14 protein-coding genes are annotated in these 12,051 nt (G+C 60.5%); 5 read left to right on the forward strand and 9 right to left on the reverse strand.

The genetic code is table 11. The annotated features are described in order from the left end of the window. Positions 1–162: 162 nt before the first annotated feature. Genes FBY04_RS16715 through FBY04_RS16730 form a run of 4 tightly spaced genes read right to left on the reverse strand, consistent with a single transcriptional unit; the run spans position 163 to position 3,147 of the window. Entirely contained in the window at positions 163–453 is a 291-nt protein-coding gene (locus FBY04_RS16715; protein WP_084319832.1) for a (2Fe-2S)-binding protein, read from the reverse strand. A 7-nt stretch (positions 454–460) separates the two neighbouring features. After that, complete coding sequence (locus tag FBY04_RS16720) at positions 461–1,255, reverse strand: ABC transporter permease (protein WP_008031926.1); 795 nt, start codon at positions 1,253–1,255, stop codon at positions 461–463. Between the two features lie 6 nt (positions 1,256–1,261). Then, on the reverse strand, positions 1,262–2,131 hold the full coding sequence (locus FBY04_RS16725) for an ABC transporter permease (RefSeq protein ID WP_145315830.1): 870 nt from the start codon (positions 2,129–2,131) through the stop codon (positions 1,262–1,264). Continuing rightward, the gene (locus FBY04_RS16730; protein ID WP_145315831.1) at positions 2,128–3,147 is read right to left on the reverse strand and encodes an ABC transporter ATP-binding protein; all 1,020 of its coding nucleotides are present in this window, start codon (positions 3,145–3,147) and stop codon (positions 2,128–2,130) included. The genes FBY04_RS16725 and FBY04_RS16730 overlap by 4 nt, the downstream gene beginning before the upstream one ends. Positions 3,148–3,388: 241 nt before the next feature. Here FBY04_RS16730 and FBY04_RS16735 point away from each other — a divergent pair, with 241 nt between their 5' ends. Further along, positions 3,389–4,225: an IclR family transcriptional regulator gene (locus FBY04_RS16735; protein WP_145315832.1), complete on the forward strand. Its 837-nt coding sequence runs from the start codon at positions 3,389–3,391 to the stop codon at positions 4,223–4,225. 117 nt (positions 4,226–4,342) lie between these two features. Here FBY04_RS16735 and FBY04_RS16740 read toward each other — a convergent pair whose 3' ends face one another. Together FBY04_RS16740 and FBY04_RS16745 are read right to left on the reverse strand one after the other, a co-directional pair. Further along, positions 4,343–5,095, reverse strand: coding sequence for an anti-sigma factor (locus FBY04_RS16740; protein WP_145315833.1), 753 nt, complete (start codon positions 5,093–5,095; stop codon positions 4,343–4,345). Beyond that, entirely contained in the window at positions 5,092–5,598 is a 507-nt protein-coding gene (locus FBY04_RS16745; RefSeq protein ID WP_084319841.1) for an RNA polymerase sigma factor, read from the reverse strand. Before FBY04_RS16745 ends, FBY04_RS16740 begins: the two co-directional genes overlap by 4 nt. A 158-nt stretch (positions 5,599–5,756) precedes the next feature. On the opposite strand from FBY04_RS16745, the gene FBY04_RS16750 reads away from it, so the two are divergent. Together FBY04_RS16750 and FBY04_RS16755 are read left to right on the forward strand one after the other, a co-directional pair. Continuing rightward, the gene (locus FBY04_RS16750) at positions 5,757–6,842 is read left to right on the forward strand and encodes a catalase family peroxidase (protein ID WP_145315834.1); all 1,086 of its coding nucleotides are present in this window, start codon (positions 5,757–5,759) and stop codon (positions 6,840–6,842) included. Continuing rightward, positions 6,839–7,384, forward strand: a complete 546-nt coding sequence (locus tag FBY04_RS16755) for a cytochrome b (RefSeq protein ID WP_084319845.1) — start codon at positions 6,839–6,841, stop codon at positions 7,382–7,384. The genes FBY04_RS16750 and FBY04_RS16755 overlap by 4 nt, the downstream gene beginning before the upstream one ends. On the opposite strand, the gene FBY04_RS16760 is transcribed toward FBY04_RS16755, so the two are convergent. After that, positions 7,321–8,619, reverse strand: a complete 1,299-nt coding sequence (locus FBY04_RS16760) for an MFS transporter (RefSeq protein WP_256667003.1) — start codon at positions 8,617–8,619, stop codon at positions 7,321–7,323. The two genes, FBY04_RS16755 and FBY04_RS16760, sit on opposite strands and share 64 nt — an antisense overlap. 94 nt (positions 8,620–8,713) lie before the next feature. On the opposite strand from FBY04_RS16760, the gene FBY04_RS16765 reads away from it, so the two are divergent. Next, positions 8,714–9,160 carry a helix-turn-helix domain-containing protein gene (locus FBY04_RS16765; protein ID WP_145315835.1) on the forward strand — a complete coding sequence of 149 codons (447 nt, stop codon included), beginning with the start codon at positions 8,714–8,716 and terminating at the stop codon, positions 9,158–9,160. Between the two features lie 96 nt (positions 9,161–9,256). On the opposite strand, the gene FBY04_RS16770 is transcribed toward FBY04_RS16765, so the two are convergent. Then, positions 9,257–10,408 (reverse strand): carboxypeptidase family protein, encoded by a 1,152-nt coding sequence (locus FBY04_RS16770; RefSeq protein ID WP_145315836.1) that lies wholly within the window; start codon positions 10,406–10,408, stop codon positions 9,257–9,259. Between the two features lie 486 nt (positions 10,409–10,894). After that, positions 10,895–11,236 carry a DUF6124 family protein gene (locus FBY04_RS16775; RefSeq protein ID WP_084319850.1) on the reverse strand — a complete coding sequence of 114 codons (342 nt, stop codon included), beginning with the start codon at positions 11,234–11,236 and terminating at the stop codon, positions 10,895–10,897. A 130-nt stretch (positions 11,237–11,366) separates the two neighbouring features. Between FBY04_RS16775 and FBY04_RS16780 the strand changes: the two genes are divergently transcribed. Then, the gene (locus FBY04_RS16780; RefSeq protein ID WP_084319852.1) at positions 11,367–12,014 is read left to right on the forward strand and encodes a LexA family transcriptional regulator; all 648 of its coding nucleotides are present in this window, start codon (positions 11,367–11,369) and stop codon (positions 12,012–12,014) included. The last annotated feature ends 37 nt before the right edge of the window (positions 12,015–12,051 follow it).

Raw genomic sequence — 12,051 nt, forward strand, 5'->3', positions numbered from 1 at the left:
CGGGCTTGCTCGCGATGAGGCCGGCACATTCAACAAATGCGCTGACAGACAAACCGCCATCGCGAGCAAGCCCGCTCCCACATTTGATTGAGGTCGCGCCCGGATTTTGTGACCGCCGCCCGGTCCCACAGGGGATAGCGTCTCGGCAGATAGAAAAGGTGTTCATAGGGTGCGCCCCGGTTCGCGGCTGATGTGTTGGCCGGCTTCTAGCAACGTCGAACACGCGCGCACCCGCCGGCCATCGCCCAGTCGAACCCAGCAGTCCTGGCACGCCCCCATCAAACAAAATCCGGCGCGAGGTTCGGCGCTGAAATCGCTGCCGCGCAAATGCTCGCTGCAGGTCAGCACCGCAGTCAGCACGGTGTCGCCGAGCAGCCCGCTGGCCGGTTGGCCGTCGAGGGTAAAGTCCAGGGCCGGGCGGTCGCCTTCGGCCAGTCGTTTCAGCAGAGCCATGGCGCCCTCATTGTTTACCCACCAGAACCCGATCCAGGCCGTACACCCGGTCGAGCAGAATCATGGTCAGCGCGGTCAGCGCAATCACCAGGGCCGACACCGCCGCCATCATCGGATCGATGGATTCGGTGGCGTACACGTACATGCGCACCGGCAAGGTTTGCGTGGCCGGCGAAGTGACGAAGATCGACAGCGTGACCTCGTCGAAACTGTTGATGAACGCCAGCAGCCAGCCACCGGCGACCCCCGGCAGAATCATCGGCAAGGTGATCTGGCGGAACAGCGTAAAGCGCCCGGCACCCAGCGACTGCGCGGCGTGTTCGGCGCTGCGATCCAGGCCGATGGCCGACGCCAGCACCAGACGCAGCACATACGGCGTGATCACCAGCACGTGGGCGAAAATCAGCCAGGCGAAGCTGCCGTTGACGCCCATCAGCGCAAACAACCGCAGCAACGCCACACCCAGCACCAAGTGCGGAATGATGATCGGCGACAGGAACAGCCCGTTGAAAAAGTCCCGTCCGGGAAACTCGAAACGGGTGATCGCCAGCGCTGCCGGCACCGCAATCAGCGTCGCCAGACTGGCCGCGCAGAACGCCAGGATCAGGCTGTTGTAGAACGCATCGACAAAGTCGGCACGCTCGAAAACCGCGCGGAACCAGCGCAGGGAAAACTCCGTGGTCGGCAGGCTCAAGGTGTTTTCCGGGGTGAACGCCACGAGGCAGACCACCACCAGCGGCGCCAACATGAACACCACCACCAGGGTATGGAACAGCAGGGCGAAAGGACCGTTCTTGGACATGACGAGTTATCCCAATGACTTCTTGTAGCGGCCTTCGATCATCCGGTTCCACGACAGCATGATCAGCAGGTTGAGCAACAGCAGCGCGACGGCGATGGCCGCGCCCATCGGCCAGTTGAGCTCCGACAGGTACTGGTCGTAGATCAGCGTGGCGACCATCTTGATGCGGCGCCCGCCGAGCAGGCCGGGAATGGCGAAGGAGCTGGCGGCGAGGCCGAACACAATCAAGGTGCCGGACAGCACGCCGGGCATGATTTGCGGCAGCACCACTTTGCGCATCACCGTGAGGTGACTGGCGCCCAGGGACAATGCGGCTTGCTCGGCGGCGGGGTCGAGCTTCTGCAGCGAGGTCCAGACCGGAATGATCATGAACGGCAGCATCACGTGGACCAGTGCAATCACCACCGCGAACGGTGTGTAGAGCAGCTTCACCGGCGAGCCACCCAAGGCCTGCAGGGTCTGGTTGACCAGGCCGTCGGCGCCGAGCAACAGGCTCCAGCCGAAGGCGCGTACGACCACTGAAATCAGCAACGGCGTGAGGATAAGAATCAGGAAAATCGAGCGCCATGGCGCGCCCATGCGGCTGAGTATGTAAGCCTCGGGTACGCCGATCACCACGCAGAGCAGGGTGGTCACGGCACTGATCCAGAAGGTGCGCAGAAAGATTTCGTAGAAGTACGGGTCACCCAGCAGGCTGCTGTAATGGTCGACGGTGTAGGCATCACCGTTGATGCCCGAGCTGTAGTCGAAAACGTTGAACGACAACACCAGCGTCAGCAGCAGCGGGACCACCAGCAGGCTGACGTACAACGTCAGCGCCGGTGCCGACAACAGGTAACCCTGGCGTCCCTGGCGAAGTGCGACGAGCGTACTCATGCCGACACCTCGTCGACACTCAGCACCCGCAGCAGCGCCGCGTCCCAGTCGAGGCCGACGGCCGTGCCTTCGTTCATCGGCGCCGAGCCATCGTTGCGGCGCACTACGCAGAGTTCGCCCAGGGTCGTGGAGACGCCGTAGAGCCATTGGCTGCCGAGAAAGAAGCGGCTGACGATCCTGCCTTGCAGACGGCCGTGATCTTTTTCCCGCAGATCGATTTTTTCCGGGCGCAGGCTGAGGGTCAGCTCACCGCCGCTGTGCACTTGGACCACGCCCGCACTGTCACGCTCGCCGGGCAGCAGATTGGCCTTGCCGACGAAGCCGGAAATGAATTCGGTGCGCGGGTGTTCGTAGAGGGTGTAGGGCGCGTCGATCTGCGTGATGCGCCCGGCCTGCATCACCACCACGCGATCGCTGATAGACAGCGCTTCGGATTGGTCGTGGGTGACCATCAACGTGGTGATCCCGACTTCGCGCTGGATGCGGCGGATCTCGAACTGCATCTCTTCGCGCAGGTTGGCGTCGAGGTTGGACAGCGGCTCGTCGAGCAGCAGCACCGGCGGCTCGATCACCAGCGCTCGGGCCAGGGCAACACGCTGGCGTTGACCGCCGGACAGTTCTCGTGGGTAACGCTCGGCGTGCTGATCCAGGCGCACCAGTTTCAGCACCCGATCCACGCGTTGCTGCAGTTCGCCGCTGGGCACCTTGCGCATGCGCAGGCCGAAGGCGACGTTGTCCTTGACGGTCATGTGCGGGAACAGCGCATAACTCTGGAACACCACGCCCAAGCCACGGCTGGCGGGTTTGGCGTGGGTGATGTCGCGACCGTCCAGCAGAATGCGTCCGCTGGTGACTTCGACGAAGCCGGCGATCATTTGCAAGGTGGTGGTTTTGCCGCAGCCGGAGGGGCCAAGCAGGGAAACGAACTCACCTTTCTCGACCGAGAGGTTAGTGGCCACGACGGCATCGATCTCGCCGTAACGTTTGCCGAGTCCTTCAAGTTGCACAAAAGCCATAACTGCGCTCCACCTGAGATTGTTATGCGCGGCCTGAGGTCGCGCTTTTTTGTATGGGCAGATACGAAAGGTGTTGCTGGGTGCGTTGGCGCTCGACTTGGGTCGGCTGCCGCTATTGTTCGAATCGCCCCTGTGGACGCAGATTAGGACGAAGACTAGGATGGGCTCAATGGCCTATTTCACTGAATCGATGGTTATTTTCAGTTTCATTCAGTGAGTAAATTAATCCTCGAGAAATGACATGACTGATTCCATTCAGCGGAATGAAAATAAAAATGAAGTCGGCGTCGGTGCCGTCTCAAGACTGTTCGCCGTGTTGCGCACGTTGGGTGACACCGTCGAGGGCGGCGAGCGGGTGACGCAACTGGCCCAGCGCATCGGTCTGTCGCAACCGACCACACACCGTTTGCTGCGCAGCCTGATGGACGAGGGGATGGTCGAGCAGGACGTGCGCAGCAAACGCTATCGTCTGAGCCTGGATTTTTTTGCGCTGGCGGCGCGCGCCGGCAACACCGGAAACCTGCGGGAGCTGGTGCGGCCGTCGTTGCTGCGACTCTCGGCCTCATTGGGGGATTCGTTGTTTTTGCTGGCGCGCAGTGGTTTTGACGCGATCTGCCTGGATCGCAGTGAAGGGCCGTTTCCTATCCGTACGTTTACCGGCGACATCGGCGGGCGGGTGGCGCTGGGGGTGGGCCAGGGCAGCCTGGCGATCCTGGCATTCCTGCCGGAAGAGGAACGCGACACGGTGATTCATTACAACTTGCCGCGGCTGAAGGATTTTCACCTGTATGACGAGGTGTTCCTGCGTTCGGAAGTCGAGAACGTGCGCGCCCTCGGTTACGCCGGGCGCAACACTGGCGTGTTGCAGGGCATGGCCGGCGTGGCGGTGCCGATTCTTGATCGTGAAGGGCGTGCGGTGGCGGCGTTGAGTGTCGCCACCGTGAGTGATCGGCTGGGGCCGGATCGCTTGCCGACGGTGGTGGACATGCTCAAGCGCGAAGCGGCGCTGATCGGGCCGCGGATCAATCCGTTTGATCCGCTGTTGCGCCGGCCTTCGCAGGTCTTCGGGCAGGGTTGATTGATGAATAACGTTGTAGGAGCCGGCTTGCTGGCGATCGCGATGCATCAGCCACATCATCCTCGACTGACACACCGCGATCGCCAGCAAGCCGGCTCCTACAGGGGGGCGTAGCGTTCAGAATTGCTCGGTTTGCTTGAGCATCTGCGCCGCCGGCGTATCGCTCGGGCTGACCATCGCATAGTTGTATCCGCTTCCGGACCAATACTCAGCCTGCAATTCACCGTCACTGCGGCTGCCTCTCGGCAGCATGAAGTTTTTCGGCCCCGGCGGGCGCACGTAGAAGCTGACTTTATGCCCGCTCGGATCCTCGTAAACCACCATCGCCGCCGGCCCTTGCTCGGTACTGAGCAAACGCCCGCTGACCGGTTTGAACCCTGCGCCTGAAAGGTCCGGCAAGCGATGAGCCTGAGTGAAATAACGGTCGAGCCAACCCTGCATATCGCCGTCATCGCTGACCCTGTAATCCGCCGGCAGAAAGCCCTGCTGGGCAAACAGCCGATAAGCCTGCATCGCATCGGCCATCGGCGCCGCAGCGCTGAGGAGGGTCATTTCCCGCGCCTTCCAACCGCTGATTCCGCCGATGCTCACCGTGATCAGCAACACAGCAGCACTGGCCAGGTGACGGCGTGATTGTCGCTTGAGGCGCTGGCGAATCAGCGCCGGGTCGAGGTCCGGGTTGGCCGGTTGCTGCAACGCACCGCTGAGGGCCGCGCGCAGTTGCTGGGCGTCCTGCTGCCAGGCGCGGACCTGTGCAGACATTTCCACGTTGCCGGCCAGAAACGTCTCCACCAGGCGTCGGTCATCATCATTGAGTTGGTGGTCCACATAGGCGTGCAGGTCACGCTCGCTCGGAGGCACGCTGATCATTTGAGTCTCCGTAGAGAAGGGCGGGTGATTTCGCCGTCGCTGAGTTGGCGCAAGGCCTGGCGGGCGCGGGACAGGCGCGACATCACGGTGCCGGTGGGAACGTCGAGGATTTCGGCAACCTCCTTGTAACTCAGACCTTCGACCGATACCCAGAGCAGCAAGGCGCGCTGCTCGGTGCTGAGCTGATCGAAGGCTTGCAAAGTTGATTGGGCGATCACGGTGCGTTCTACCGACGGCTGGGTATCGTCACGTCCGGTAAAGAATTCGAGCATCCGTGCATAACGCCGGGAGCGTCGGTGAGCGTCGAGAAATTGCCGATAGAGAATCGAAAACAGCCAGGCCCGCAAGTCGCCCTCGGGGCGTTTGTCGCTCCAGCTCGACAGCGCCCGCTCCAGGCACGACTGCACCAGATCGTCGGCGCTGCTGGGGTTGCGCGTCAACGACACGGCAAACCGGCGCAATCTGGGAATGATTTCACTCAGTTGTTCGTCGATATCATTCATGGAGTTCTGACTAGTCACTACGCTTCGGACTAGAAAGACGCCCGGCGTCCGAGATTATTCCAAGCCTGTAAAAATAAATACCGGGCGATGGAATAAACCCGTGCGGGGTGCGTCTGCCTGGTTCTTCCCACTTGTGGCCGATGGCCCTGGAGTCTTTCATGGTAGATCGCTCATCACCGCCCCCCCGGCCCCCCTTGAGTGCCGCGAGCCTGACGTTGCGCATGGCCGGCATTGCCGTGGTGGTCGCTGTCGTGGCAGGGGCTTTTGCCTACGTCAACGGAACCTTTGACCCACAGCGCCTGACGCCGAAAAAACTGATCAACGTGCTGGAAACCAACAATGGCGTGCACCCGGGGTTCCGGCGTAATCACTCCAAAGGCGTGTGCGTGATCGGGCATTTCGAGAGCAGCGGTGAAGCGCGCAGCTATTCCAGCGCTCAGGTGTTCAATGAGGCGCGGACCCCGGTGGTCGGGCGTTTCGCGTTGCCGGCCGGCAATCCTTACGCGCCGGACAGCAGCGTGCCGATCCGCAGCCTCGCGTTGCGTTTCACCCAGGCCAACGGCCAGCAGTGGCGCACCGGGATGAACAGCATGCCGGTGTTCCCGGTGGGCACGCCCGAAGCGTTCTACCAACTGCAGCAGGCCCAGTCGCCAGACCCGGCCACCGGCAAACCGAACCCGACAGCGGTGCCGGCGTTCTTCGGTTCGCACCCGGAAGCCGCGCCGTTCCTGGCCTGGATCAAAACCGCCAAGCCGTCCGCCAGCTACGTGACGGAAACCTACAACAGCGTCAATGCGTTTTACCTGGTCAACGCTGCCGGGCAACGGCAAGCGGTGCGCTGGAGCATGGTGCCGGTGGTCCAGGATGCCGCAGGCGCCACGGCGCCGGAGGGCGGTGATTTCCTCGAAAAAGACCTGGTTCAGCGGATCGCCGCAGGACCGTTGCGTTGGCAGCTCAAGATCACGCTGGCCGATCCCGGTGATCCGGTGAACGACGCCAGCAAAACCTGGCCTGAGGGTCGCAAGGTGGTGAACGCCGGCACGCTGGTGCTCGAAAGCACCCAGCCGCAACTCAATGGCGAATGCCGGGACATCAACTACGACCCGCTGGTCTTGCCCGCGGGTATCGAAGGTTCCGACGACCCGTTGCTCGCTGCTCGTTCAGCCGGTTATGCCAGTTCCTACTTGCGCCGCACCAGCGAAGTCAGCCAATTGCCTGCCGCTAAACAGGAGGCTCAACAATGAGCGCCCAACCGAACCACTTCGCGCCACTGGCGCGACTGCTGCACTGGCTGATGGCGTTGATGATCATCGCCATGCTGTTCATCGGTGCGGGCATGGTCGCTTCTGTATCAGAGCGTCATCAATGGCTGATCCATCTGCACAAACCGCTGGGCATTGCGATTCTATTGCTGGTGATCGTGCGCCTCGGCGTGCGCTTTTCTACCCGGCAACCACCGCTCCCGGCAGACTTGCCGGGCTGGCAGGCGCTGGCGGCGAAGGCCTCGCATGTCTTGCTGTACGCCTTGATGTTTATCCTGCCGCTGCTCGGCTGGGCGATGATCTCGGCGGCAGGCGACCCAGTGATGCTCAGCAGTTCGTTGCAACTGCCGTCGATCGTGCCGGCCAATGCACAGGTGTTTGCGTTCCTGCGCAAGGCGCACGGGTATCTGGCGTATCTGCTGTTTCTGACCGTGTTGCTGCATCTGGCGGCGGCGTTGTTTCATGGTTGGGTGCGGCGTGATGACGTGCTCGACAGCATGTTGCGGGGGAAGGATCGCGGTTGATCTGATCTACCGAAATCCATTGTGGTGAGGGGGCTTGCCCCCTCGCCACAGGGTTCCGGTGTTTTGAAGGTCAGCGTTCGCCACCAATAGACCAATGCCACGGCGTTGATGCCTGCGCCCAGCAGGCAAACGCCGAGCCACCCGCCCCACGCATACATCGCCGTCGAACCGATCGAACCCAACGCGCTGCCAATCGAATAGAACAGCATGTAACCCGCGGTAAGGCGGCTTTGGGCTTCGGGGCGCACGCTGTAGATCATGCTCTGGCTGGTCACGTGCACGGCTTGCAAACCAAGATCGAGGGTAATCACCCCCAGCAACAAGGCCCACAACGAGGATTGGGTCAGGGCGATCGGCAGCCAGGAAACCAGCATCAGTAACAGTGACAATCCGCTGGTCCATTGCCCCAGACCGCGATCGGCCAGATGCCCGGCGCGCGCGGCGGCCAGCGCGCCGGCAGCACCGGCCAGTCCGAACAATCCGATTTGCGTGTGGCACAACGACAGCGGCGGGGCGCTCAGCGGCAACACCATGGGTGTCCACAGCACCATGGCGCTGGCGAAGGTCATCAACGCGAGCATCGCCCGTTGACGCAGTACCGGTTCTTCCTTGAACAACGTGAACACCGAACCGAGCAACGCTGCATAAGAGCTGGCGGGTTGCGTGTTCTCGTGTTTCGGCAGCACGCGAAACAGCAGCAACGCCATCACCAGGGTCAATCCCGCCGACAACAGATAAATCGACCGCCACCCCGCCAGATCAGCCATGCCGCCGGCCACTGTCCGCGCCAACAGAATGCCGACGACGATACCGCTGGTGACCACGCCGACCACGCGCCCGCGCTGCGCCGGGATGGCCAATGTCGCGGCGTACGCCACCAATACTTGTGTCACCACCGCCAGTAATCCGGTCAACGTCATCCCGATCAACAGCCAGGCACTGTTCGAGGCTAACGCGATCATCAATAAGGCCAGTGCCGACAGCAGGGTTTGCGTGACGATCAGGCGTCGACGGTTCAGCAGATCGCCGAGGGGCACCAGCAGCAATAATCCGACGCCATAACCGACCTGAGTCAGCGCGACGACGATGCCGATGATGGCCGGGTCCATGGCAAACGCCTCGGCCATGGCATCGAGCAACGGCTGCGCGTAATACACGTTGCCGACGGCCAGACCGCAGGCGACGGCGAACAGCAGTACAACGCCGGTGTTGAGTGTTGTTTGAGTGGGCTTCATGCCGGGCTCCTAAAGTGGTTTCTAAATAAAACCAGTTGTACGGTAGGTAAACCGGTTTTATATTGCAACCACATTTGTTTTCGAGGGCGCAGTCATGGCCAAACGCACAAGCATGCAAAGCGCCGAATGCCCGGTCGCCCGTTCACTGGATGCCATTGGCGATTGGTGGTCGTTGTTGATCGTGCGCGATGCATTCGACGGTATTCGTCGGTTCGGCGAGTTTCAGCGCAGCCTGGGTATGGCGAAGAACATTCTCTCGGCGCGATTGCGTACGCTGGTGACCCACGGGATTTTCGATCTGGTGCCCGCGTCGGATGGCAGCGCGTATCAGGAATATGTGCTGACGGAGAAGGGCAAAGGGTTATTCCCGCTGATCATCGGTTTGCGGCAGTGGGGTGAGGCGTTCTTTTATGAGGACGGGGAGGCGCACTCGCGTGTGGTTGACCGAGCCAACGGTCGACCGGTGCGGGCATTGGAGTTGCGCGCCGAGGACGGGCGTTTATTGGGGCCGGAGGATTGCGTGCGGATCGCGGCCGAATAAACGATCAGAAGATCGCAGGCTACGCCAGCGCCTACAGGGGGAAATGCGATTCTGTAGGCGATGGCGTAGCCTGCGATCTTTTGATCCTGATTGCGATCAGCGCAAGGTATCGACCATATCCGCGATGGTCGTCAGCACATCCTTGCCCAACTGCTTCGACCGCTTGCCCGACCAGCCTGTCAGCGGGTTCGGCGCGTCGTTGTTGTCCTTGAACGGCATCTCCAGCGTCAACGACAGGCAATCGAACTTCTGCCCGACACTGTTACAGGCCAGCGTCATATTGGCCTTGCCCGGCTCGTCGCGGGTGTAGCCGTGTTTGGTCTGGAAGTCTTTGGTCAAATGCTTCAAGTGATCGCGAAAGTGAGTTTCCAGCTTTTCGATCCGCGGCGTGTAGCCAGGGTTGCCTTCGCAACCGGCGGTGAACACGTAAGGGATTTCTTCATCACCATGGATATCGAGGAACAGGTCGACGCCATATTTTTCCATCTGCTGCTGAACGAACAGGACTTCCGGACTGATTTCCTGACTGGCGCTCTGCCAGGCACGATTGAGGTCCTGGCCCATGGCGTTGGTGCGCAGGTGACCGTGGAAGGCGCCGTCCGGGTTCATGTTAGGCACCAGGTACAAATCGGCGCTGGCCAGCAGTTTGTTCAGGACGGGATCGTCGTGCCTTTCCAGGCGTTCGATCACACCTTCCATGAACCACTCGGCCATGTGCTCGCCGGGGTGTTGCTGGGCAATCATCCAGACCTTGCGCCGACCTTCGGCGCCGGTGCCTTTGCGTAACAGCTGAATGTCACGCCCTTCAACGCTCTTGCCGGTGGCCAGCAGTTCGGTGCCGGCCTTGGTGAGTGCCTGCTCGATCAACCAGTCATGGCGGCCACGGCTGTAGGGTTCGAAGTAGGCAAACCAGGCGTTGGTGGCCGTGGCTTCGAGGCTGAAACGCAGGCAGTCGCCTTCGAAGATGGTCGGCACCCGGAACCAGTTGACGTGGTCGTAGGACGCCACTGCCTGATAACCGTCCCAGGCTTTGTTGTACGAGGATCTGCTGGCATTGCTGAGTCGAAACCAGTGTTCCTGTCCGACGTGCAAACCGCTGGCCTTGAAGTGAAACCATTGGAAATGCTGGCTGCGGGTATCCGGCTTGATGGACAACAGTGCTTGCAACGGATTGCTGATATCCAGCACTTCAATATTGCCGCTGTCGAAATTTGCACTGATGCTGAAAGAGGATTTAGCCACGGTCATAGTCGATTCCTGAATATGATTTTTATGGCTGCTACTTTACACGCTGGGAGGGGAAAAACCGGGGGAAATTGCGGTGTGTAGCGGGGGGGCGTCCTCCTTGACGCCGACGCAGCTTAGAGGCTGTGCAATTGATTCTCAAGTGCTATTTTTCGTTGGTTTGAGCCAATGTTGCCAGGCTTCTCTTGCCAACAGATATTCTTTTGATATTATCCGCGCCATCGAATTTGCAGCACGTAAAGACTTCATTAGCCTGAAGGTCAAGCCAGAATAACTGGCAAAAAAAAGACCCGGCAAAAAGCCGGGTCAAAAACCGTGATTAGCCTGATGAGGAGATAGTCCAGGGGACCGACCTAAGGTCACTTGGACAATCGACTGATCTCGCGACCAGCTGCATGCAATAATAATCATTCTCGTTTGCAAGTCAAATGATTTTATCCGCGCGATTGGAAAATTCTTTTCGCGCCCTCGAAATTACCCCTCCTTTTCTTACACGTGATGTTCCCCGTCCAGGGATCGATCCAGCAACGCCTTGGCCATATCGATCATGTGCACCGTTGAAAACGCCAGGTCTCGGTGGACCCCGTGCAGATTGTTCGCCGACTCGGACGCCGTGGCGGCAGCGCAGCGCAACAGGTCTGAAGCACGCACCAGCGCTTCCTCGCTGCTGACGTTGCGGTTCACCTCAAAAAAACGCTCTTCTTCCAGCTCCTCTGACACAGCTGGTTTCAAGTAATAATCCAGCGCCCGCTGTGCGGCGGCCGAACCTTTTGGCGAGGTGAGGGAAGTATCGATTTGCAGGTCGGGCAGGTCGTTGCTGGGGATGGTCATGGCGATGGCAAGCTCCGTGATAGATTTCAGATCCGTGATCCAATCCTAGTACGAACTGTATTTGTGACGAGGATTTTAATACTACAATTTGTGTTTTGACGGCCGGAGGCGCCCACGTATCGTGCCGCACATGGATAAATGGATTGAATTGGTCAAGGCCAAGATGAGTGAACTCAATGTCACTCAAGAGATACTCGCCGAGCGCCTCGGAATGTCCCAGGGCGGCATCGGCCATTGGCTGAACAAACGTCGCCAGCCGGGCATCGATGACATGAACCGCGTGTTACACGCGCTGGGCATGGATTTTCTCGAAGTGGCGATGGTCATCCGCGAGCCGGACACGTCGAAGGAGGAAAGCCAGGATCTGGTGCGAAAGTACAACCCGTACTTCCGTTACCCGGTCAGCGACTGGCGAGAATCCTGCGAGGTGCGCGACGGCGAGCCGACAGTGTATGACAAGGCGCGATTCGAACTGACCGATTACCACGCTCAAGGCGCGGCGTTCTGGTTGAATGTGGTGGGCGATGCGATGACCGCACCGAGTGGCGTCAGTATCGCCGAGGGGATGATGATCCTGGTGGACCCGGCCATTGTGCCGGAGCCCGGAAAACTGGTGATCGCCCAATGGCCGGACAGCACCGAGGCGACCTTTCGCAAGCTGATCGAAGAGGGCGGGCAGCGTTACCTGGTCCCGCTCAATCCGACGTATCCGAAAGCCCTTTACACCGACGCGTGCCGAATCATCGGCGTAGTGGTTCAGGCAACGGCCAGGTTCTGATCGGATCGGTCCTCGCCAGGCGTAGGACCGATCTTCA

The organism is Pseudomonas sp. SJZ080, from assembly GCF_007828295.1.
GTDB classification, from domain to species: Bacteria; Pseudomonadota; Gammaproteobacteria; order Pseudomonadales; family Pseudomonadaceae; genus Aquipseudomonas; species Aquipseudomonas migulae_A.